General features: G+C 41.3%; 23 protein-coding genes and 1 pseudogene. 9 read left to right on the top strand and 15 right to left on the bottom strand.

Features of this window, described 5'->3' with window-relative positions; genetic code table 11:
- The 5 genes and pseudogenes from FEZ08_RS10715 to FEZ08_RS10695 form a co-directional block, all read right to left on the bottom strand.
- Positions 1–265 (bottom strand): annotated as a pseudogene (locus FEZ08_RS10715) (hypothetical protein); the annotation flags it as partial.
- Between the two features lie 142 nt (positions 266–407).
- Positions 408–710, bottom strand: coding sequence for a hypothetical protein (locus tag FEZ08_RS10710; protein WP_171015042.1), 303 nt, complete (start codon positions 708–710; stop codon positions 408–410).
- A 145-nt stretch (positions 711–855) separates the two neighbouring features.
- Positions 856–1,443: a bis(5'-nucleosyl)-tetraphosphatase (symmetrical) YqeK gene (yqeK, locus tag FEZ08_RS10705; protein ID WP_138192215.1), complete on the bottom strand. Its 588-nt coding sequence runs from the start codon at positions 1,441–1,443 to the stop codon at positions 856–858.
- A 14-nt stretch (positions 1,444–1,457) separates the two neighbouring features.
- The gene (gene abc-f, locus FEZ08_RS10700) at positions 1,458–3,023 is read right to left on the bottom strand and encodes a ribosomal protection-like ABC-F family protein (RefSeq protein ID WP_138192213.1); all 1,566 of its coding nucleotides are present in this window, start codon (positions 3,021–3,023) and stop codon (positions 1,458–1,460) included.
- Between the two features lie 316 nt (positions 3,024–3,339).
- Positions 3,340–3,813 (bottom strand): VOC family protein, encoded by a 474-nt coding sequence (locus FEZ08_RS10695; RefSeq protein WP_138192212.1) that lies wholly within the window; start codon positions 3,811–3,813, stop codon positions 3,340–3,342.
- Between the two features lie 142 nt (positions 3,814–3,955).
- On the opposite strand from FEZ08_RS10695, the gene FEZ08_RS10690 reads away from it, so the two are divergent.
- Positions 3,956–4,783: an endonuclease VIII gene (locus FEZ08_RS10690; RefSeq protein WP_138192210.1), complete on the top strand. Its 828-nt coding sequence runs from the start codon at positions 3,956–3,958 to the stop codon at positions 4,781–4,783.
- Between the two features lie 51 nt (positions 4,784–4,834).
- A complete protein-coding gene (locus FEZ08_RS10685; protein WP_138192208.1) occupies positions 4,835–4,996 on the top strand; it encodes a zinc ribbon-containing protein in 162 nt (53 codons plus the stop codon).
- Positions 4,997–5,021: 25 nt separating this feature from the next.
- Here FEZ08_RS10685 and glmS read toward each other — a convergent pair whose 3' ends face one another.
- Positions 5,022–6,794 (bottom strand): glutamine--fructose-6-phosphate transaminase (isomerizing), encoded by a 1,773-nt coding sequence (gene glmS / locus FEZ08_RS10680; RefSeq protein WP_138192206.1) that lies wholly within the window; start codon positions 6,792–6,794, stop codon positions 5,022–5,024.
- 487 nt (positions 6,795–7,281) lie between these two features.
- On the opposite strand from glmS, the gene FEZ08_RS10675 reads away from it, so the two are divergent.
- The 3 genes from FEZ08_RS10675 (at position 7,282) to FEZ08_RS10665 (ending at position 9,045) form a co-directional block, all read left to right on the top strand.
- Entirely contained in the window at positions 7,282–7,644 is a 363-nt protein-coding gene (locus FEZ08_RS10675) for a helix-turn-helix transcriptional regulator (protein WP_138192204.1), read from the top strand.
- A gap of 26 nt (positions 7,645–7,670) precedes the next feature.
- Complete coding sequence (locus FEZ08_RS10670) at positions 7,671–8,159, top strand: AraC family transcriptional regulator (RefSeq protein ID WP_138192202.1); 489 nt, start codon at positions 7,671–7,673, stop codon at positions 8,157–8,159.
- A gap of 127 nt (positions 8,160–8,286) precedes the next feature.
- Entirely contained in the window at positions 8,287–9,045 is a 759-nt protein-coding gene (locus FEZ08_RS10665) for a glucose 1-dehydrogenase (RefSeq protein ID WP_138192200.1), read from the top strand.
- A 42-nt stretch (positions 9,046–9,087) separates the two neighbouring features.
- On the opposite strand, the gene FEZ08_RS10660 is transcribed toward FEZ08_RS10665, so the two are convergent.
- Both FEZ08_RS10660 and FEZ08_RS10655 read right to left on the bottom strand, forming a co-directional pair.
- Positions 9,088–9,831: a nitroreductase family protein gene (locus FEZ08_RS10660; protein ID WP_138192198.1), complete on the bottom strand. Its 744-nt coding sequence runs from the start codon at positions 9,829–9,831 to the stop codon at positions 9,088–9,090.
- Between the two features lie 77 nt (positions 9,832–9,908).
- Positions 9,909–10,403, bottom strand: a complete 495-nt coding sequence (locus FEZ08_RS10655; protein ID WP_138192196.1) for a membrane lipoprotein lipid attachment site-containing protein — start codon at positions 10,401–10,403, stop codon at positions 9,909–9,911.
- Between the two features lie 133 nt (positions 10,404–10,536).
- Here FEZ08_RS10655 and pdxK point away from each other — a divergent pair, with 133 nt between their 5' ends.
- Positions 10,537–11,343: a pyridoxine/pyridoxal/pyridoxamine kinase gene (pdxK, locus tag FEZ08_RS10650; RefSeq protein WP_138192194.1), complete on the top strand. Its 807-nt coding sequence runs from the start codon at positions 10,537–10,539 to the stop codon at positions 11,341–11,343.
- 123 nt (positions 11,344–11,466) lie between these two features.
- On the top strand, positions 11,467–12,648 hold the full coding sequence (locus FEZ08_RS10645) for an iron-containing alcohol dehydrogenase (protein ID WP_138192192.1): 1,182 nt from the start codon (positions 11,467–11,469) through the stop codon (positions 12,646–12,648).
- Between the two features lie 31 nt (positions 12,649–12,679).
- Here the strand turns inward: FEZ08_RS10645 and FEZ08_RS10640 are convergent, their stop codons facing one another.
- The 7 genes from FEZ08_RS10640 to mnmA form a co-directional block, all read right to left on the bottom strand.
- The gene (locus FEZ08_RS10640; protein ID WP_138192190.1) at positions 12,680–13,249 is read right to left on the bottom strand and encodes a flavin reductase family protein; all 570 of its coding nucleotides are present in this window, start codon (positions 13,247–13,249) and stop codon (positions 12,680–12,682) included.
- A 106-nt stretch (positions 13,250–13,355) separates the two neighbouring features.
- On the bottom strand, positions 13,356–14,789 hold the full coding sequence (locus tag FEZ08_RS10635) for a glycoside hydrolase family 1 protein (protein ID WP_138192188.1): 1,434 nt from the start codon (positions 14,787–14,789) through the stop codon (positions 13,356–13,358).
- Positions 14,790–14,917: 128 nt separating this feature from the next.
- Positions 14,918–15,940, bottom strand: coding sequence for a GTP cyclohydrolase II (ribA, locus tag FEZ08_RS10630; RefSeq protein ID WP_138192186.1), 1,023 nt, complete (start codon positions 15,938–15,940; stop codon positions 14,918–14,920).
- A gap of 114 nt (positions 15,941–16,054) precedes the next feature.
- A complete protein-coding gene (locus tag FEZ08_RS10625) occupies positions 16,055–16,732 on the bottom strand; it encodes a hypothetical protein (protein WP_138192184.1) in 678 nt (225 codons plus the stop codon).
- Positions 16,725–17,402, bottom strand: coding sequence for a DNA alkylation repair protein (locus FEZ08_RS10620; protein WP_138192182.1), 678 nt, complete (start codon positions 17,400–17,402; stop codon positions 16,725–16,727). The genes FEZ08_RS10625 and FEZ08_RS10620 overlap by 8 nt, the downstream gene beginning before the upstream one ends.
- Complete coding sequence (gene recD2 / locus FEZ08_RS10615; protein WP_138192180.1) at positions 17,396–19,783, bottom strand: SF1B family DNA helicase RecD2; 2,388 nt, start codon at positions 19,781–19,783, stop codon at positions 17,396–17,398. The genes FEZ08_RS10620 and recD2 overlap by 7 nt, the downstream gene beginning before the upstream one ends.
- A gap of 76 nt (positions 19,784–19,859) precedes the next feature.
- The gene (mnmA, locus tag FEZ08_RS10610) at positions 19,860–20,978 is read right to left on the bottom strand and encodes a tRNA 2-thiouridine(34) synthase MnmA (RefSeq protein WP_138192178.1); all 1,119 of its coding nucleotides are present in this window, start codon (positions 20,976–20,978) and stop codon (positions 19,860–19,862) included.
- Between the two features lie 219 nt (positions 20,979–21,197).
- On the opposite strand from mnmA, the gene FEZ08_RS10605 reads away from it, so the two are divergent.
- Positions 21,198–22,463: a replication-associated recombination protein A gene (locus FEZ08_RS10605; protein ID WP_138192176.1), complete on the top strand. Its 1,266-nt coding sequence runs from the start codon at positions 21,198–21,200 to the stop codon at positions 22,461–22,463.
- 98 nt (positions 22,464–22,561) lie between these two features.
- Entirely contained in the window at positions 22,562–22,927 is a 366-nt protein-coding gene (locus FEZ08_RS10600; protein WP_138192174.1) for an MmcQ/YjbR family DNA-binding protein, read from the top strand.
- Positions 22,928–22,959 lie beyond the last annotated feature (32 nt).

The following is a 22,959-nucleotide window of genomic DNA, read 5'->3' as shown; positions in this document are numbered from 1 at the left end:
GAATTTTCAATTGATCATTTTCATAAATACCATTCAAATAATCAACATTGAGACTTGATGCAGTTGTGATTGTAACTGGTTCCTCCGTATCAGAATAATCTTCTGCCTCAAAATCCTCTTGATTATCACTGCTGCTTTCACTATTGTTATCGCTAGTTACGACATTATTGTCACTACTTGAATCACTGGTATTAGCGAGAACCTCAAGTGGTGATACAGACATACAAATTAAAAGTGTCACCATTACCAAAAAAAATTTCTTCATACTATTTCCTCCTTAATATATTCTTATTGTATACAAATTCTCAATAGATTAATAGACACAAGTTAGACAATTTCCTTAAGCAAACTAAAAACCCGGGATGCTCAAGGCATCCCGGGTTTCAATTTTCTCCCAAAGAAGAAGTTTAGCGATAATTACGGAGGGTCACAAAGTAACGTGTTTCACCTTGGTCATACTCCATGCTTAAACGCAAATGTTCGCGGATATATTTATAAACCGCTGCTTCATAATCGTCGTAAAGTCCTGGTAAACTAGCAGTGTCTAAATCAACATTTACAAACAATTCAGTTCCCATCGGGGTTTCTTTTTGATAAATTTTGATATTTACGCTGTAGTTTGTATCATACACTTTCACGAAAATATTTGGATCAATCGGTAAATCAATTATATCACGAAGCGGCACCCGCATTTTCAAAACTGCTGACATATGTAATTCCTCCATCTCTGCAAGGAAAATTCCCTGCTTATTTATTTCATTCATTATATCACAAAAAGGTTGTATTACAATGGCAAAAGGCGTTTTTTTCATTGAAACTCACCATTTTCCGACCAATAATATTCCTATATTTCAGCTACTTTTCCAAGTCAAACTGCAAACTCGTATATCCCGCTTGTAGCCACGGATGAACTACTTTGATATTATTATGCAAAATATAATCGATATAGAAATATGCAGCTTCTTCAAGTGAGTTATTGAGCGCATTCTGTAATCCTTGTAAATATGGTGGCTCACCCGGTTGATCCCATTTAATCTTATCCGCAATAAATACTACTAAGTCCAACTTAGAATGCTCACCTTTTAAAGTTGTGTGGCATTCAATGGCTGATAAAACCTCACCATCATCTACTGCAAACAGACGCTCTGCCATCACCTTGGAAATCTTCTGATGAATAATCATCGGCAATACCATCTCTTCAGTGACTAATTCAATACCTAATTGCTGAGCAATTGCAATTCGTTGATTATTAGGATAAATTGCCGAAATATCATGCAGATAGCCGGCAGCTCTAGCCTTCTCACTATCAATTGCAAATTGTCCCGCAAGCTGGGCCGCATAGTCACCAACAGCAATACAATGATTATATGTCTCCTCACAATCATGCTCCTGAAGGAACGCTTTAATTGCGTTTTTCAAATTAATCATATCAAATTGATTCATCCACCACACCCCAATCAAACTATTTTTTTTGTCTGCAACGCTCGCTTCTCTACTAATAACTCCTGAAACTCACGCTCTAAGGCCTCACTTGGCGCCATACTTAACCGACTCAATACATCAGCAATCTTGGTTTCAACTACCATTAATTGTTCTGTACTATTATCAGCTTGTTCCGGCTTACTGCGTTGCTCCTCAAGCGTATTATGTAAACTCAAAATACCATTTTCAATACTAATTACCTGCCGGGCAGTATGCTCAATAAATGCCATATCGTGGGTAATATAAATAACTGTTCCCGGATAACTATTCAACAATGATTCTAAAGCTTCAATCGCCTCAATACCCAAAAAGTTAGTTGGTTCATCCATCAACAAGACATTCATGTCTGAGAGAAATACCTTGGCGAAAGCCACCTTCATCTGCTCCCCGCCTGATAATACCGAAACTGGTTTAAACACAGTATCCCCGCTAAAGAACAAACGTGCCAGTACTGTCCGCGCCACCGTTTCCGATTGCACCGCACCCTCCATAACATTTTCCAAAATTGTCTTATCTTGCTTGAGTGAAGAAAGATCTTGAGCGAAGTAACCGAAGCGTACATTTTGGCTTACGGTTACTTCACCAATAAGTTCTGTCATCATCCGCATCAAAGTCGTTTTACCGCTACCATTAGCACCAACAATAGCAACATGATCTCCACCACGAATAATAAAACCGGGTGTCTGCCACAATTGCTTCCCATAAAGCTGGCAACTCTGCCGGGCAAACTGAATAATCGGCTTGTTGGTCACTTGCTCTGCACGTGGCAAACTCATCTTCAAAGCCGCCTGCTCAAATGGTTTATCAACCTTCTCCAGCCGCCCAAGCCGATTCTTAATCTGCTTTGCCGCCTGTTGCTTCTTCTTCAAACTATGATCCAACCCAAGCTTAGCACCCTGATACTCACTGGCAGTAATCTTATGCTTGGCTGTCTTCATATGCCCGGCAGCCCGCTTCGCCTGAGCTGCTTGCGCTGCCTCAAGCTGATTGCGCTTCTTACAATACTCATCATATTCACTTTGCTGCTGATCAGCTTGCAGCTGCTTCTGCTCAACATAAAATTGGTAATTACCACTATAAACATGTAATTGCTCATCAGCAAGCTCCCAAATCACATCAGTAATTGCCTGTAAAAACTCCCGGTCATGCGATATGCAGAGCACTGCTCCCTGATATTGACTGATTTTACGAACCAACTGCTCAATATGACTTGTATCCAGATAGGTTGTAGGTTCATCCAGAAGTAAAATATCTGCACCACTTGCAAATGCTTGCCGCAGTGCCTGCCAAGTCAGCTCGCCGCCACTCTTCTGATCCTCAGTATATTTAAACTGCGCAACCATCTCAAGTGTGCCATGCTTTTGCACCGCACCACTATCCGGTGCCTCTAACCCGGCTAAAATATTCATCAACGTCGTCTTACCACTGCCGTTCATCCCGACAAGTCCAATCCGGGCATGTTCATCAATATTTAGTCGCTCAATAGTAAATAATGTTCGTTCACCCAAGCTCTTACTTAGGTTTTGTGCTTGTAATAGCATTGTATCATCTCCTTAACGGCAAATGAAAAGCTCGTGGTCTTATTGTAGTCCACGAGCTCAAAAAAATACAATATAAGCTAAAGAAAGCCAATTTGCATAAATACATTGATAACCCATTTTCACCTACAAAAAACCCTGACAAAAGCCTTGCCAATCATTGCTGTTTTTTTGTTTGTTAGAAAATGAATTATAACTTCATGTATCACGCTCACCCTTTCTTTTCGAGATAAGCATACCGCAAAATAATGCCAGCTGTCAAGCCTACTTAAAAAACTAAGCGAAAAGCGACTCATAAAGAGTCGCTTTTCGCACCAAGTTATCGAGCGCTTTCAAAAGCATCCAGCAATCCCTGAACCTCAATTTTTTTCATCTTAAGCAATGCTTGCATGACTGCCGCCTGTTGTTTCGCGTTACCTTCTTCTTGCATCACTTCGTATGCTCGCGGCACCACTTGCCACGCTAAACCAAACTTATCAATAACCCAGCCGCACTCTTGAATCTCACCCTCTGCCGAAAGCTTATCCCAAATAGCGTCTAGCTCTTGCTGATTCTCACAAGTGATATACAATGAGAACGCCTCATTGAGTTTAAAATACGGACCGCCATTTAAAAATCGCAATTCCTGTCCTTGAATGTAAACTTTAACTAATAAAAGCGTTGTTGGATTACCATCTTCATCAAGATTGTAATATTTACTATCCACTTGTACATCATCAAAAACTTCTTGATAAAAATCTACTGCTTGTTCTGCAGTATCATCCATCCAGATAAACGGACTAATATTTGCCATAACTGCCACCAGCCTTTCATAATTTCACTTTTATTATATGCCGTCCTGCATGCTTTGTAAATTTGTTCGCAATATTATTTATTAATGCCGTGCCGACATGTATTTTTTGTGTTATTATGAACATATAAAGGATGTGATTTTTATGTTGGAATATGCTGAAGCAAAAGTAAATGCTAAGCAATTAAACGAAACCATTCATGGTAAAAAAATTAAACATGTTGTATGCGGCACCAGCCCGCACAAATTTGCCTTCTTTAATCCTGATGTTGATTACAATGAACTACTTGTCGGTAAAACTATCGGCGAAGCACGCGGTCTTGGCGGATTTGTTGAAATCAACGTCGAAGATGCTACACTCCTGTTTGGCGATGGTGTCAATATCCGCTATTTTGAAGATGCCAAACAATTGCCGAATAAGTACCAATTTCGTATTGATTTTACCGATAACAGTATCTTAATTGGCAGCGTGCAAATGTACGGCGGCATGTGGGCCTTTACCCATGGCACTTATGATAACCCCTACTATCTTGTAGCTCAAGAGAAACCTGATTTATTAGGAGATGAATTCACGCTTAGTTACTTTACCGATATTGTAGCCAATGCCAAACCGACATTAAGCGCAAAAGCGTTGCTCGCTACCGAGCAACGCTTTCCCGGACTTGCCAATGGTGCTTTACAAGATATTCTGTTTCATGCCGGCATTCATCCAAAACGTAAAATCAAGACATTTTCTGAAGCCGATATAGAGCGTCTATTTGATAGCGTGCGAACAACTTTAAACAGCATTGTGACTTTGGGTGGTCGCGATACTGAAAAAGATATTTTTGGAACTGTTGGCGGCTACCAAACAATTCTTTCCAACAAGGCATTAAAGGAACCTTGTCCGGTTTGTGGCAGCGCCAAAGAAAAACAAAATTTTCTTGGCGGCGCCATTTACTTCTGTCCTGAGTGTCAGCCACTTGTAGATTAATAAACTTATGCTATACTATAATTATCAGAAATAACTTGGAGGAGGATATTTATGATAACCTATGTAAAAGGAACTTACACTTGTTCAGGCTGCGGTAAAAAGCTTGATATTGCCGAGAAAGTTACTGAGCTGCCAAAATGTGATAATTGCGGCTCGCAAGCTTACTCACGCGAAATCAAAGAAAAACCCAATGAATTTGGAAAACCGAGATAGTTATTACTATCTCGGTTTTTATTTTTTATTCCACAGTAACGCTTTTTGCTAAATTTCGCGGCTGATCGACATCACAACCACGAATGAGTGCGGTATGGTATGCCAGCAGTTGCAGAGGCACAATTGCCGCTATCGGACTAAAGTACAGCGGCGTGCTTGGCAACAACATAATTTCCTGAGCAATGGCGCCAAATGCTTTGGCGCATGCCGGGGTCGCAAAGATATATACTTTAGCCCCTCTTGCTGCTACTTCTTCTATGTTGCTTTTCATTTTTTCTACTAATTCACTATCAGTGGCAATAGCAATAATCGGCGTGCCGTTTTCAATTAAGGCTATTGTGCCATGTTTGAGTTCTCCGGCAGGATAACTCTCAGCATGAATATATGAAATCTCTTTGAGTTTCAATGTTGCTTCCATACCGGTTACGGCATCAACGCCGCGACCAATATAGTAAACATCTTGTTCATATTTTAATGCTTCAGCTAAATCCATCATTTGACCGTCTAATTCTAGGCCACGTTGTACCTGGTGAATCAGTTTGTCCAAGGCTGCACTTATGTCTGCTCCACCCCAGTATGCCGCAAGCATTGTTAACACGGTAATCTGGGTTGTATATGCTTTAGTACTGGCAACGGCAACTTCAATACCGGCCTGAGTATATAAAACCGAGTCAGCTTCGCGGGCAATTGTACTGCCTTTGGTATTCACAACTGCAAGCACTTGTGCACCTTCAGCCTTTGCTAACCGCAATGCTGCAATACTATCAGCAGTTTCACCTGACTGGCTGATAATAATAACCAGATGATGACTATTAATAATTGGTTTCCGGTAACGGAACTCAGAGGCAACCTCAACCCGAACCGGATGATTTAACATCTGTTCCAACATCGCATTTGCTGCAAGTCCGGCATGATAAGCAGTCCCGCAGGCAACAATCGTCACCGCCTCTATTATGCTGGTATCAATTGTTAGTTGCTCTAATGCAACTTTCGTATGAGCAATTGTGCGGGCAATCGCTTCAGGCTGCTCAAATATTTCTTTTAACATATAATGTGGGTAGCCAACCAATTCATTTTGAACTGCATGATGATCAACCTCTTGCCAGTTGATAAACACTGGTTCAAGCGCACGGTCATAAACCGTGCAGCTTGATGATTTTAACTCAACAAATTGAAAATCATCAACATAGCAAAGTGCATCAATATGCTCGCCAATGGCATAGACATCTGAAGCCAGTAAAAAGCCATCTGCACCTTTGCCAATAACCAACGGACTCTCTTTTTTAACGGCAACAATCGTGTCCGGAGCATCACTGCTCACTGCAGCAATCGCAAAACTTCCTAACAGCCGTTCAACGGTTGCCTGCATTGCTTCAATCAAAGACCCCTGGTAATTTGCAGCTAATAAGTGAACAATTACTTCAGTATCGGTTTCCGAACTAAAGATTACGCCACTTGCCTGCAATTCATTTTTTAGCTCAATATAATTTTCAATAATGCCATTATGCACGACAGCAAAATCCATCGCCTCATTTTGATGAGGATGGGCATTGGCAACACTTGGCTTGCCATGCGTTGCCCAACGCGTATGACCGATGCCAACATTACCGGCTATCGGATTCTCACTGAGTACAGCTTCAAGCGCCGCCAGTTTCCCTAAACTGCGGCGTACATGAATCGCACCGTTTACGGTTGCCACTCCAGCCGAATCATAGCCGCGATATTCCAATCGCTTTAATCCACTCACCAAAAAGTCGGTTGCCGGCTTGCAACCTACGTATCCTACTATTCCACACATGTTTCATTCATCCTTCCGCGGACTACAAAAAACGCAATCCAAAAAAATTGAACCAATAGAAATGAATGATCTACAATTTCAACAATGTTTTGTTCCGCTAATCACTTAGCGACTTTGTCACTGCTGTTCGTGTGCAGGCACGTTTTGGGACATCCGCCGAATCTTTCGATAATCCCAACTCCTCGTCAACTCAACAATTCTGCCGAGTCCTGGCGCTTTAAAAATAATATTCTTTCTCCATTTCCATGGTCGCCTCTCATATTAACCAAATAATTGAACCCTGTCAACTGAAAAACACTGCCAAAAAAATTACTTCTTGCGCTTGTATATACAGATGAAAAGCAGTGAAACAACGGTCCGAAAGCCCGCTGTTTCACCAAAAATTCATCCTAAAAAAATAGTTGTATATACACTTGTTTTAGAAAAACTTTTTTGATATTTTTTTCGCTAATGTTACAATAAATAGTGAGAAAAGGATGTGGGCATTGTGCAGAATTATACTTGGTTGCTGAATCATACCGAGGATTATATTGAAAGTCATCTCGATCAAAAAATAACTTTATCCGATGTTGCCGCAAATATTCATATGTCAGAATATCACTTTCACCGGCTATTTCGCAAGCATTCCAAAGAAACTTTGAATCAGTTTGTCAGCCGCATCAAATTAGAGCGCTCAGCAATATTTCTGCGTGTGCGTAAAGATATTAGTATCACCGATATTGCCTACCGTTACGGTTACAATGATGCCAGCAGCTATAATCGTGCTTTTCGCCGTCACTTTGGCGTCACTCCGACAGTTTTTCGAAAAGAGCAAGATATGCCAAGTAATAAAGATTCTTCCAACATATAATTGAAGTATGAAAGGAATGATTTACTATGTTAAAACCAACTATTACTATTGAAAACATTGAAGCGATGCGGGTTATCTATGTACGCTTTCGCGGCAGCTACAACGAATTTCGTAAAAACAGTCGAAAACTCTTCGAGCAACTATTCAGTTTTGCGGAAGCTAATCAACTAATAATTCCCGACGTTAGCAAAGTATTGACTATCTACCATGATAATCCCTTTATTACCGACGCTAAAAACCTGCGCACCAGTGTGGCAATGACTATTCCCCTCAACGCCGCAGTTACTGAAACCGATGAAATATCAAGCATGGTTATAAGCGGCAACTTTGGCGTTGGTCATTTTGAACTAAATCTTGGTGAGTATGGTGACGCCTGGAATTACATGTACCAAGACTGGCTCTTTAGCGGTGAAAACAAAGCCCGCGACGCCTTCCCCTTTGAACTCTACGTGAGCGAACCACCAAAAAATTTCAAGGCCAAAAGCCTGACTGATATCTATATTCCGATTGAATAAAAATGAAACCTGCAACTGCCTCGTGCAGTTGCAGGTTTTTTCCTTACCAGATGATTTGTAAAATGCAGCGATTTGCAGGATAATAAAAGTATAGGACAAGCAATTTCTTGTGTAAGGAGTGATTACTATGAAACTTGCTAACAAAACCGCAATCATTACTGGTGGGGCCTCTGGTATCGGCCGGGCAATCGCTGAAACTTTTGCCCAAAATGGCGCCAATGTCGTGATTGCCGATATTAATCGCGACCGCTTGGAAGAAGTGGTCGCAGCGATTACTGCCAGTGGCGGCTCAGCTGCCAGCATTGTGACTGACGTCACCAGCAGTAGCGATAACGAAGCAATGTTCAATCTGGCTTTGGAAAAATTTGGCAGTTACGACATTCTTGTCTGCAACGCCGGCATCATGGACCACTTTGCGCCGGTTGGTACGCTTAGTGATGAGATGTGGCAAAAGTTACTCGCAATCAATACGACCGGACCAATGATGCAGATGCGTACCGCAGTTAACTATTTTGCAGCACATGGCGGCGGCAATATTATTGTCACCGGCTCAGTGGCCGGGCTTGGTGCCGGCCGCAGCGGCGCTGCCTACACGGCATCGAAGCATGCGGTGGTTGGCCTGGCACTGAACACAGCCTTTGCCTATGCTAAAAAAGGGATTCGGGTTAATGTTATTGCCCCCGGCGGTGTTGCTACCAATATTGCTGAAAGTATGCAGCAACTTGATCCGGAAGGCAGCCAGCTATTTAATATTGGGGCGCCACTAATGCCCCGTTTAGGTGAACCAACTGAGTTGGCTGCTGTTGCCTTATTCCTTGCCAGCGACGAAGCATCATTCGTGAATGGCGCGGTCATCCCGGTTGATGGCGGCTGGAACACTTATTAGGGAGAATTTTAAAAAGACTTCGCATAAAGCGAAGTCTTTTTCTTATTTTAGGCCAAAGCCTTGAGCTTTTAAAATATTGCTGGTTTCCATACGCCCGGTATTTCCGTAGTAATTATTCATCCCAACAGTATAAACAGGTTGAGTGGCACCAACATTGCTCCAATATTGTTCGATGACTGCATCATAGATTTCAATAAATGGTTTTAAGTCAGCATCGGTGTATTTTTCATTGAAAGCATAAGCTTCAAGTGCAATACGCGGTTTTACGTTTGGCATATGTTCCGGATTTGGATAGCCTAAACTTATGCCGATAACCGGGAACGTTTTTTCCGGTAAATCCAGCAAGTCAATAACACCTTGCAGATTTTGTCGAATACCACCGATAATTACATTACCGATACCATAGCTTTCTGCTGCCATGGTGATTGCTTCAACGGTAATTCCGGCATCAACGGCACCAGTGATGACTGCTTCAATACCTTGATCAAAAACTTGTTCGCCGCCAGCCATCTCAACAGCGGTAGCAGTACGGTTAAAATCGGCGACAACAACAATGAAAGTATTGCTGCCGGCAACTTGTGGTTGTCCGCCGGCAAGTGCAGCTAGTTGCTCAATGCGCTCACGTTCACGAACAACAATTAAAGAAATTTGTTGACCGTTTACTGAGTTAGGCGCTTGTTGTGCTGCTCTTAAAATTGATTCTAAAACTTCAGGCGCAATTGCTTGATCAGTAAAACTTCTGACAGAACGGCGTTCCATCATTGATTGAATAATTGTATTAGACATTATATGCCCTCCTTTTTCCACAAATCAGTATATCAAATTAATATCTTTACATCAAGATTTATGCTTTTTATTTCACATTATATTTTAGTCATAAAATACCGGGTAAAGGTATTATAATTGACCCCATAGAGTTCATTTTTCGGACCATTCAGCTGCAAGATGAGCGGAACTTGAGTTTCCGTTTGATATTTGGTTTCAACACCATCCATCATAACCCCTTGCTGCTGTAAAATGACAAAAAACAAGTCGTTAAAGTCAGCAGCGAAGCCATAATCTTGTAACTGTGTTTCCAGATTACTGTTACCGGTTGCTTGTTCTGCAGCACGAATTGCTGCCTCACCATTCACAACCGTATAATTACCATAGTAATAGTTGTCACTAGTTACTGATTCATCTTGATACCATTTAAAGGTACCATCTTCATTAAATTCAAAAAGCATGTTTGGAGCGCCGTCTTGCCCTTCAAAAGCGGTGCTCCAAGAACCAACTAATTCAGCACTCACTAAAGGATTACCAAAGCAGCCACTTAATAACAAGGCTATTCCTACCAAAACGAATAACGTCTTCTTCATGATTGATTCCCTCTTTCGTTTTATTATCTATAGCATATCATATTTTTCTACTGAAAACTATGTTCCTTTGTTGACGAAATGTGTCTATTTCCGATATAATTATAAGCAGCTAGTCACGAAAGGACTGAAAACTATGACTCCAAAAAAAGTATTAACAATTGCCGGTAGTGACACCAGTGGTGGTGCCGGAATCCAAGCCGATTTAAAAACTTTCCAAGAACGTGATGTTTATGGTATGACTGCCTTAACTGTCATTGTTGCCATGGATCCCGATAATGGTTGGGCGCACCAGGTGTTCCCGATTGAAACAGAAATTATCAAAGCGCAGTTAGCAACTGTTTTGGGTGGTATTGGTATTGATGCCTTGAAAACCGGTATGTTGCCAACGGTAGAAATTATTACCCTTGTTGGTAAAACTATTCAAGAATCTGCTACCCCAATCGTAGTTATTGACCCGGTAATGGTATGCAAAGGCGCTGATCAGCCACTCTTCCCGGAAAATACGACTGCCATGCAAACCCATTTATTACCATATGCAACTGTAGTAACGCCAAACTTATTTGAAGCGGCGCAACTTGCCGGCATGGCACCAATTACTACACTTGACGAAATGAAAACAGCGGCAGAAAAAATTGCTGCGTTCGGGACAAAATATGTTGTTGTCAAAGGCGGCAAAGTGCTTGGCGGTGCTAAAGCTATTGATTTACTGTATGATGGCGAAACCCATACGGTTTTTGAATCAGAGAAAATCGATACAACTTACAATCATGGTGCCGGTTGCACCTTCTCTGCCTGCATCACTGCCGAATTAGCAAAAGGTGCTGATATCTTTGATGCGGTGCAAACTGCAAAAACTTTTGTCACTGAAGCATTGCGTGATTCATTCCCATTGAATGAGTATGTCGGGCCGTTGTATCATAAAGCTTTGGCGAAAAAATAAGAAAATATTTTAAAAACATCGAACTTCTGGTTCGATGTTTTTTTTGCGTTTATAGGCTATTCTGCTATGCAATCCTTTTACTAATGTTATAATACAAGTATATACCTAAGGAGGTTTATTTATATGCAAGATTTTATTTATAACATTCCTACAAAAATTATTTTCGGACCTGAGCGGCTGGCACTTTTGCCTGAGGAAATTAAGGCTCATGGCAATCGTGTGCTTTTGCTCTATGGCAAGAACAGTATTAAAACGACCGGTCTTTATGATAAAGTGGTTGGTCAGCTAAAAAATCATAGTATTGTTTTTGAAGAACTAAGTGGTGTAAAGCCCAATCCAAGCATTGAAAGTGTTCGTGCCGGCATTCGCATGATGTATGAACATAAACTTGATTTTATTTTGGCCGTTGGTGGTGGTAGTGTTATTGACTGTGCCAAAGCAATTGCCGCCGGATATCACTATGATGGCGATGCCTGGGACTTAGTAGTTGGTAAAGCAACGATTCAAAAAGCGGTTCCGATTGGAACAATTTTAACGCTTGCAGCTACCGGATCAGAAATGAATGGCAGTTCAGTAATTAGCAATGAAGCAACGATTGAAAAAATTGGTTTTGGTTCGCCTTTACTGCGGCCAGTATTTACTTTTGAAGATCCGACGCTTACTTACACTGTTTCTACTTATCAAACCGCAGCCGGCAGTGTTGATATCTTCGCCCATTTATTGGAGAACTATTTCTCATCACATGATGATGAAGGTATTAGTGATCGCATGATTGAAGCAATGATGCTTAATGTCATTCACTATGCACCGATTGCAGTTGCTACTCCAGATAACTACGATGCCCGTGCCAATCTTATGTGGACTAGTACTTTAGCATTAAATGGTCTAACCGGTTTTGGCCGCAGCGGCGGTGACTGGGCAAGTCACGCCATTGAACATGAAGTGAGTGCTTATTATGACATCACTCATGGTGCCGGTCTGGCAATTCTCTTCCCATATGTATTGGAAAGTTATTTAGCTAAAGATATCGTTGATAAACTACCACTCACTAAATTCACGCAACTGGGACGCAATGTTTTTCATTTAGAAGCTGATGATGATGCAATTCTCGCGCAACTTACTATTGATGCTTTACGTGATTTCTTCCGTTCACTCAATATGCCGTTACAACTAAACGAAGAAAAAGTTGATGATACCCATTTCCGTGCTATGGCAGACCACCCGGTTAATACAACCGGCACACTAGGATGTTATCAACCGCTCACCGCTGACGATATCTATACTATTTATAAGAAAGCTTTATAAAAAAACCGGAGCGCCAAGCGCTCCGGTTTTTCTATTTCTTCTTAGACAAATACGAACCACCTGGCACATAATCCGGTTCCAAAAAGCGATATACCCGCCGCTTCGCATCCCCTTCATACAAAACTACATCCAGTTTTTCATAAATAAAGTTACCATTATCATCCAGAAGCTGAGGCGTACAAAGTCGCGCCTCAATTTTAGCATGTACATGCAGGTAGGTGCCATCATCACTGACATCATCAATCACACACACGAAAATTAAATCAGCCTCATCAACATATGGCGCCAGATTATCTTCACTAGCCACAAAAGTTGCGCCGCTCTGCTCGGCCTTATCTGCTTTTGAAAGCGCCGAAAAGAAACCGCCACGCTCAGCAATAGCCAGCTGTTCCCGGCTCAAATAATTGAGCGTAACAGTTTTGCCCGGCTTCACTTGTGCCGCCAGTGCACTGCCCTTACCAACACCAAACATCACCATATCTCCCAAAGTATAGGAAGAAGTGCTTGTGGAAAGCTGCTCATTGCCCTCATCATCGCAATAACCAATCACAAAAACCGGATACCCCGGATAAAACTTCGCTGTCTTAAAATTTTGCTTCATCAAACTCCACTCCTATCTGATATTTATTTTACCATTGATTCTTTTACTAAAAACGACAAAACCCGGGGCACCTGAGCGCCCCGGGTTTTCAAACTTCTCTAAAAAACTATTTCAAATTTTCACCATTGCTGGCAATAACTTGTTTATACCAGTCAAATGATTTTTTCTCATAGCGATTTGCGGTACCGTTGCCTTCATCGTCAAGATCAACATATATGAAGCCATAACGTTTACTCATCTCACCGGTTGATGCCGAAACAATATCAATGCATCCCCATGGCGTGTATCCAAATAATTCAACACCGTCTTCAATTGCATCTGCCATTGCTTCAATATGCTCGCGCAGATAGTCAATTCGGTAGTCATCATTGACTACGAAATTTGCATCCGGTTCGTCATAAGCACCAAGTCCATTTTCAACAATGATTAACGGCAATTCATATCGATTGTAAAGCTCATTCAACGCAATTCGTAATCCAAGCGGATCGATTTGCCAGCCCCAATCGCTGGCTTTTAAGAATGGATTACGAATACCATCCATCAAATTCCCGGCAGCTTTAGCAGCTTCGGGATCGGTTACATTCACAACAAACGACATATAGTAGCTAAATGAAATGAAGTCAACCGGATTTTCGAACATAACTTCTAAATCGCCTTCTTCAACTTCTAAACTCTCAACACCATATTTTTTGAATAAACGGTCTGTGTAAGCCGGATATTCACCGCGTGCTTGAACATCGGTACAGAAATAGTTCATTTCTTCTTTCTGTTGCTCATTTGCAAGCACATTCACCGGATTGCAGTCCGCAGCATATGATGTTGCATATAATGTCATACACCCAATTAATAACTCTGGATCAAGTTCATGCGCATACTTCACAACCCGGGCAGCAGCCACAAATTGATGATGGAACGCCTGAAATACAGTTCCCATATCTCTTGCCGCATCACCTGCAAGTCCCATTGATAACATTGGGAAATGGAAGGCACTATTAATTTCATTAAACGTCAGCCAATATTTTACTTTTTCATGATAGCGATCTAAAATGACCTGCGCATAACGCTCAAAGAAAGCAACTAATTTGCGATTAGCCCAGCCGCCATACTCCTTAACCAAGTGTAATGGCATCTCATAATGAGAGATTGTTACTATCGGTTCAATATTGTATTTAGCCAATTCATCAAACACTGCATCATAATACGCCAGCCCTTCCTCATTTGGCACTAAATCATCACCATTAGGAAAAATTCGTGCCCATGAAATTGATAGCCTGTAACATTTAAAACCCATCTTCGCAAAAAGCGCAATATCTTCTTTATAACGATGATAGCCATCAATACCAAAATGATTCGGATATTTATATTTGTCGGGTTCAATTTGCCAATTAAACTCCGGACTGAACATCACTTGCATACGGATTTTACCGCCCGGCATAGTATCTGCGGTTGATAGTCCTTTGCCACCCACATCATATCCACCTTCATACTGATTGGCAGCAGTTGCGCCACCCCATAAAAAGTCTTCTGGAAAACGTCCCATAATCTAACAACTCCTCGTTTCAATTCTGCTTTCATTATATCATAGCCATACCTGACAAAAATTTCTGATTCTGCAAACTTTTTCATGTGAAAGATAAAAAGCCCGGGAGCAAGCTCCCGGACTTTTGCTTAGAACACTTGTTTCAACAAATGACCCATTTTTTCTTTCTTAGTTTTTAAATAGCGAATATTCTGTTCATTAGCATGAATCTCAATTTCAGCTCTGCCATTCACTTGAATACCATACTTTTGTAACCCTTCAATTTTGCTTGGATTATTAGTCAACAATGCTACCGATTTGATTTTTAAGTCACGAATAATTTGGGCAGCCACGGCATAATCGCGTAAATCATCAGCAAATCCAAGTTTATGATTTGCCTCCACGGTATCAAACCCTTGTTGCTGTAAATTATAAGCTTTTAGCTTATTTACCAGACCGATGCCACGCCCTTCTTGACGTAAATAAAGCAGCACGCCATTGCCGTTCGCTTCAATTTCTTCAAGCGAGCGATGCAGTTGCTCACCGCAATCACAACGTTTTGAACCAAATATATCACCAGTCAAACACTCAGAGTGTAACCGCACCATAACATTTTCGCCGCCACTAACATCGCCCTTCACCAATGCAACATATTCTTTACCCTCAATTTCATCACTATAAGCAATAATATCAAAAGTTCCATACTGGGTTGGCAGTTGAGTTTTTACTTCAGCATGAACCAGTTGTTTTGTTGTCTTTTGATAATTTACAACTTCTTCTAAACTGACCTGTGGTATATCAGCGTCAATAACCGGATCAGCAATCAAAAGTGCAATTTGATCAAAGTCAGCTAACTCACATAAAGTAATTGCCGCTTCCGGCAGTTGAAAGTCTTTAATTCCCGCATTTGCTTTCGCTAACAATAGTCCTTCGCTTCCACGTTTAGTCTCGTCAATTGCAGTAAGTATCCGCTCTAAATGTTCCGATTGCTCATCAGTTAATTTTTGTTGTTCAGTGCCAATAACCACATATATTTTGCTGCTAGTATCAGCAATAGCAATTTTATTAATATGCTCTGCTGCATATAAAGTGTATTGTTCGGTTGCACTTCTTAAAATCACCGGATTTCCCTGATGAACCTCACTAATTATTTTCTTAAAATGTGCGTACATGTTTCAACAACCCCTTTTCCACTTCATATTGTATCAACAATGCACTATTTCACATACTAAAATGCATTAAAATAAATCCATTAAAAAAGCAATCTCCGAGGAGATTGCTTTTTCCTATTTCCACATCGTCGGTGTCTGCAAATGATAATTTCGCATCTTATATCTGGTATAATACAAAACCATCATAAATGAAACCACCAAAATATTGCTGAACAAACTGAATACAATCATGCCGCCAACCGAATATTCAGTGGTATAGAATAAAATAACTGCCAGCAAAAAAACAACGAATGCTAATGCTAAAAATAAACCAATCCAAGTAAACCACTGATTAGAACGATGTTTTTTAATAGTTACAATATTTTTCAAATCACGATCAATCTTAAAATCATACCGATTTGAATTACTGTTATCAAGCATATCAACCAACTGGCGATGATGATTCAAAGAAATATGGATGGCAATTGAAGCAATAGTAATGCCAATAATCAACGATACAATAATAATGATAACCGCAACAATATTATTCACATAAACCCGGTTCAACCATGCAGTGTTTATATCATTAATACTCAAACTTTCAAGAACATGCAACAACACAAAAATTGCAATCACAACAATTAAACCAATAATCAAAGGCTTACTAGCTGTTTTCAACCAGCCGCCCTGCTCCATAGCGGTATGCATTTCCTCTTTTGAACCAAATGTATATTTTGAACCGGTACCATCGCCGCGATCTAAAAGCACAATACCAAAATCCATATCACAATAGCCGTAGGCCAAACTAATCATTTATCTTGCTCCTCTTATTAATTATTTTAAAAGCTTCCCGTGACGCCAAAGGCGATAACTGGTTACTAGCCACAAAATCAATAACCCAAGGGCTATTAACTTTGCTATACTCCCGTAACGACCATCCAATTGCCTTCTGAATAAAAAACTCTTCAGTTAAACGATCAGCCAATATCACCTGAGTCAACCACTCAGTATCAAGCTTATCCTTATACTTCAACTGCATTGTAATTGCTACCCGGCGGCGCCAAAATGAAGCGCTTGTTGATAGGTCGGACATAACTTGCGGAAATAATTCATAATTATTCAAACACCAAACTTCAAAAACCTTCCGCAATGAATCAACACTTTCCCACCAAGGCTTGTCATCAATAAACTGATACAGCCAGACAATATCATTATAAGAAAAGCGCTTTGTGTTAGCAACCGCAATATCAATCGCAGCATACTGAAACTCTCGCTCCGGCAATACATACAACTCGGTGATAACTTGCTTTAGTGCTTCTATATCCAACTGCTTTGCAGCAGTAATAAACGGCTTTTGCAATTGCTTGCGCAATGGCGCCGCGATTCCTAAAAAAGGAAACAGATTTCGCAAATAATCTTCCATCGCCGTCGCCTGTGCTTGATTGGAAGCTGCATAAAAACTGCTTTTAATATCCTCTACCATGAAATATCACCTTCCAGAAAATCATACGGTGTGACATTTTCCATACCCATCTCACCAATCGAATCAAATGGAATATCTTCATCAACAATTGGCGCACCAACAAGACTCTTACCCTCGTCCGTTGCTGCCTCACTGCTCTTAAACATATCCTGTAATAAAGTCTGCCGCTTATGTGTAGAATCGCGATTAATTGCCAGTTTATAAGCATCCATTTCACCGCAAACAATCAAAGACTGCTTCGCTCTGGTAATCGCTGTATAAATCAACTTGCGATATAACATAATTGAATAGCTCTGTAATACCGGCACAATCACAATCGGAAACTCGCTACCTTGCGACTTATGAATTGAAATGCAATATGCTAACTGAATCATATCCATATCTGACTGCGAGTATAAGACAACATTCTCATCAAAATGGATTTCAAACGTCGCTGACTCCACACCGAATTCATCAACTGTATGCTCAATTCGGTAAATCGTTCCGATATCACCATTAAAAACATTGACATCTGGCATATTCTTCAACTGCAACACTTTATCGCGCTCACGATAGGTCACTTGGTAAATGACCGCCTCATTCTTTTCATCATCTGCCGGATTAAACACTTCCTGCAAATCAGCATTCAACTGATTAATCCCTGCCGATCCCTTATACATAGGCGCCAATACCTGAATATCGGTCTCACGATACCCCTTGCTCAAAGCATTCTCGCAGATCTTGGCGATTGCTTTAGAAGTTGTCATTGTATTCGTTGGAATAAATGAATAATCATGCTTCTTCTCAAATAACTCACCATCAATTGTACCGGTACGAATATGATGAGCAATATTAATAATCGTTGATTCCTTTGCCTGACGGAAAACCATATTCAGCGACACCTTAGGAATTGAATCAATCTGCAACAAATCATACAACACATTCCCCGGCTGCACCGAAGGTAACTGATCAGCATCGCCAACCAAAATCAAATGCTGCAAATTTGGCAATGAACGCAACAAAGCATTCATCAACCAAACATCCATCATTGAACTCTCATCAACAATAATCATGTTTACATCCTCAATCGGATTCTCATCATTATGAAAAAAACGATCCTCATGTTTATCCCATTTCAAAAAGCGGTGAATCGTCTGGGCATGAAAGCCGGTCGATTCACTCATCCGTTTGGCAGCCCGTCCGGTTGGTGCCAGCAACTGAATTTCAGCCTTCTCACCAGCCTCAGCAATCTCATCCGCATCCAAATGATAGATATGAAACAAGGCATTTAAAATACCGCGAATAACCGTCGTCTTTCCGGTACCCGGACCGCCGGTTAAAATGCAAACCGGATTCTCAAGTGCCATCCGCATTGCTTCAACCTGCAAATCAGCATAGACAATACCAAACGCCTTTTCTGTGCGCTTCCGTATCTTACTGAACTGCAAGTCACTAACTGCTTCCAACGTACTCGCCTGCTGATAATAACTAATTTGGCGTTCAATGCCAACCTCAGCATAAAAGAAAATCGGCAGCGTCAATAAATCGGCAATCCGAATAACTTTCCCGCTTTCTACCAACGCTTCAATCTGTGCCAAAATCTCACTTCGGCTCACATCAATATTTAACTGCTTATACAACAAATCAAAAATCTGCTCACCATTTATGCAAGTATCACCGTTCTGCATACAATGCCGTGAAATTACATATAAAATTGCTTGCTCAATCCGCTTAGGATGATGTTTATCAAAACCAATTGTCTGAGCAAAAGCATCCACCTTAGCAAAACCAATACCATCGACATCAGAAGCAATCTGATATGGATTCTCATTAATCTTATCAAAAGTCGCTTCATGATACTGATTATAAATCTTCATTGCCATCTTAGTGGTAAAACCATGGCTCGTCAAATAAGCCAGTACCTTCTCCAAACCATGATGTTCACGTAACTGATCATGCAGTTCATGAGCCTTATCACGGTTCCAACGACCTATCGGTAAATCATAAAGCACCTCAGCACTATCAATAATTTTCTCAATCGCCTCGTCACCTAAATGATCGGCAATAGCAGTCGCAGTCTTCTCACCAATACCGCGGAACAACCCACTCGACAAATACGAAATAACCCCCGCTCGCCCTTCCGGCAGCTCGCTCTGATAAGAAGTCACCTGATACTGCATCCCATACTTCTCATGCGTCACAACCGTACCAAAAAAACGATACTCCTCATCCTCGGCTAAAATAGGAAAAAAGCCCACCACCATCAGTGATGTGCCAATTTTGTCAACGAACTCAGGTTGATTGGTCTCAAGAATCTGAATACGCCCGACATGATAACTATTGCTCTCATTAAAGAAAATAGTTTGCAAATACATGCCCTTAACAAACAAAGCTTCTTCCATATTCGCACCTTTCGAGGAAATTTTTGGTAGAGAGTCGCGCCTAACGCGCCTCTCTACCTACTTTCAATCAAAAAAATCAGACATACCATAATTTGGTGCCGTCTTTACGAACCTCATCAATAATCCCGCCACCAAGCATCACTTCACCATCATAGAAAACAGCTGCTTGCCCTGGAGTTACTGCCTTTACCGGCTCATCATAAAAAACTTCCAAAGTAGTATCATCTATCCATTCAACCCGTACCGCAATATCTTTTTGACGATAACGGAACTTAGCAGCACAAGCGCGATTAGCTTTTTCACCATACCAATTCATATCGGTAATAATACTAGATGTGCTATAAAGTTTTTCTTCATCATCACTATTAGCAACATACAAAATATTATCCTTGATGTTTTTCCCGGCAACAAACCATGGTCCGCCGGCACCGCCAATATTCAGACCATTGCGCTGGCCGATAGTATAATACATCAAACCAATATGGTCGCCTTTTTCTTCACCTTCAAAAGTCATCATTTTACCAGGCTGCGCCGGTAAATAGTTTTGTAAGAACTCTTTAAAATCACGCTCACCAATAAAACAAATACCGGTGCTATCTTTTTTCTTCGCTGTTGCCAGTCCCGCCTCTTCGGCAATCCGCCGAACTTCCGGTTTCTCCATGCCGCCTAGCGGAAAAAGCACCCGCTCAATTTGTTCCTCAGTCAACTGTGATAAGAAATAACTTTGATCCTTATTTGAATCAAGGCCGCGCAACAAATATGTGTGCCCGTCTTTATGTTCAGTTCGTGCATAATGTCCGGTTGCCAAATAATCAGCGCCCAAATTATATGCATGATGCAAAAATGCTTTGAACTTTATTTCCTTATTACACATCACATCCGGATTCGGCGTGCGATAGCGTTTATATTCGTCCAAGAAGTATTGGAACACCTTTTGCCAGTATTCCTCAACAAAATCAACCATCTGGCACTCAATACCAATCTGCGCGCATACTGCCTGCACATCTTGATAATCAAGCTCGGCCTGACAAACCGGTTGATTCACTTCCGGATTTCCTTTTACATCATTATTTAGTGCTGAGTCCCAATTTTTCATGAAGACACCAATCACTTCATATCCTTGTTGTTTCAATAAATAAGCTGCGACACTTGAATCAACGCCGCCACTCATTCCAACGACTACTTTACCCTTCATCGTATAACTTCCATTTCTATATAAGTTTCCTTCCTATTATATCAAAAACCCTTGCAAATGTCTTAATTTGACGGAAAAAAGCTCAGAAAAAGAGGATAGCCAAGCCATCCTCTTTTTCAAAAAATTCACTAAAACAAGAAAAACTGCCCACTTATTGTCGTTTCGCATAAGATGCATTATAATATACTTATATACAAAGCTGAATAGGAGGCACGAGCAATGGAAATCTCTGCTCCCCTTGCTGCCAGAATGCGCCCACAAACATTAGATGATATTGTTGGCCAAAAACATTTATTGGCACCAAATAAGCCACTTCGCCGGTTGATTGAACAAGACCGGCTATTTTCAATGATATTATATGGTCCGCCCGGCACCGGTAAGACAACCTTTGCCCGGCTTTTGGCACAAAAGTTTGCTATCGAAAGTGTCGCTCTCAATGCGGTTTCAATGAACAAAGCCGACATCGTTTCCACCATTAAGATAGCAGAAGTTGCTGGCAACCTGCTCTTTATCATCGACGAAATCCATCGTCTCAACAAAGATAAACAAGAGCTGCTCTTGCCACACATGGAATCAGGATTGCTGATTGTAATAGGTATGACAACCGTCAATCCATTCCATTCGGTAAATCCGGCTATCCGTAGCCGTTGCCAACTCTTTGGCTTTCGCCAACTTAACGTTGACGACATTGTTCCCTTCCTCTATAAAACATTAGCGGAAGACCAAGCACTTGCTGAACTTAACATCACCCTGCAAGACGACGCAGCCCATAGCATTGCCAGTTTTGCTAACGGTGACTTACGCACCGCGCTCAATCTGCTGGAAACCCTCTGCTATGCAAGTGTCGATAACCAAATAACGCTCGACCTGGTTGAAGAACTTGTTGGCCGTCCCAACGTCCTTTACGATAAGAACGGTGAAAACTTCTACAACTTGCTCTCAGCCATGCAAAAATCAATCCGCGGCAGCGACGTCAATGCCGCCCTCTACTGGCTCGCCCGCTTCGCTATCACCGAAGACCTCGAAGCGCTCGAACGCCGCCTGCTGGTCATGGCTTACGAAGACGTCGGCCTCGGCAACCCCCAGGCCGCCGCACGGACGGTTAGCGCCATTGATGTCGCCAAACGCGTTGGCTTCCCTGAAGCCATCATTCCACTCTCAGTCGCCGTTGTCGACCTCGCGCTCAGCCCGAAATCACGCACTGCCTACGAAGCAGTTGCTCGTGTAAAAGCTGACATGGATGCCGGCAAAGTCTACGACGTTCCGGATCCAATAAAATTACAACCGGTTAACTTACCAAAATCAGAACAATATAACTGGGGTGACAAAGATTCTTGGCTGATAACTCAATATCTTCCTAATGAACTTGCCGGTACCGAATATATCAACTTCGATGAACACCGCTCCGGTAAATATGAAAAAGCGCTCGCAGCCCAATACCAACAATATATTGAACTGCGTAAACAGATGAGGGATAAAAAATAAGAAAAACGCTCGGGATTAACCTGCGCCTTTTTGTCGCTTTTATACAATAACCACTGCCACCAACCTGTTATACTAAAAGTAACAAAGGAGTGATTTTGATGAGCTACCAATGGATTAGCGATTACTGTTTACAAAAACCAGGTGCACAAGAAGAATTTCAAACTGAGTGGCAAGCAAACAAACTGATGATTGATAATAAAATGTTTGCTTTCTACGGTCAGGATAATGTCGGTAATGATATCTTAACCCTGAAACTCTCGCCGGAACACGGCATTGCTTACCGTGAACTTTATCCGGACCAAGTAATTCCCGGTTACTACATGAACAAAGTGCACTGGAACACGATTATGCTAGAAAGTGACATTTCCCAAGACTTCATCAAAGAATGCCTAGATGAAGCGTATCAGCTTATTCTTGCAAGTCTTTCTAAAAAACGCCAAACTGAGATTTTAGGAGAAAAATAAAAAGCCGACTGCTTCAAGCGGTCGGCTTTTTC

It is taken from the genome of Culicoidibacter larvae (assembly GCF_005771635.1).
Lineage (GTDB): Bacteria > Bacillota_I > Bacilli_A > Culicoidibacterales > Culicoidibacteraceae > Culicoidibacter > Culicoidibacter larvae.
This window is presented reverse-complemented; position numbering and strand designations above follow the sequence as displayed.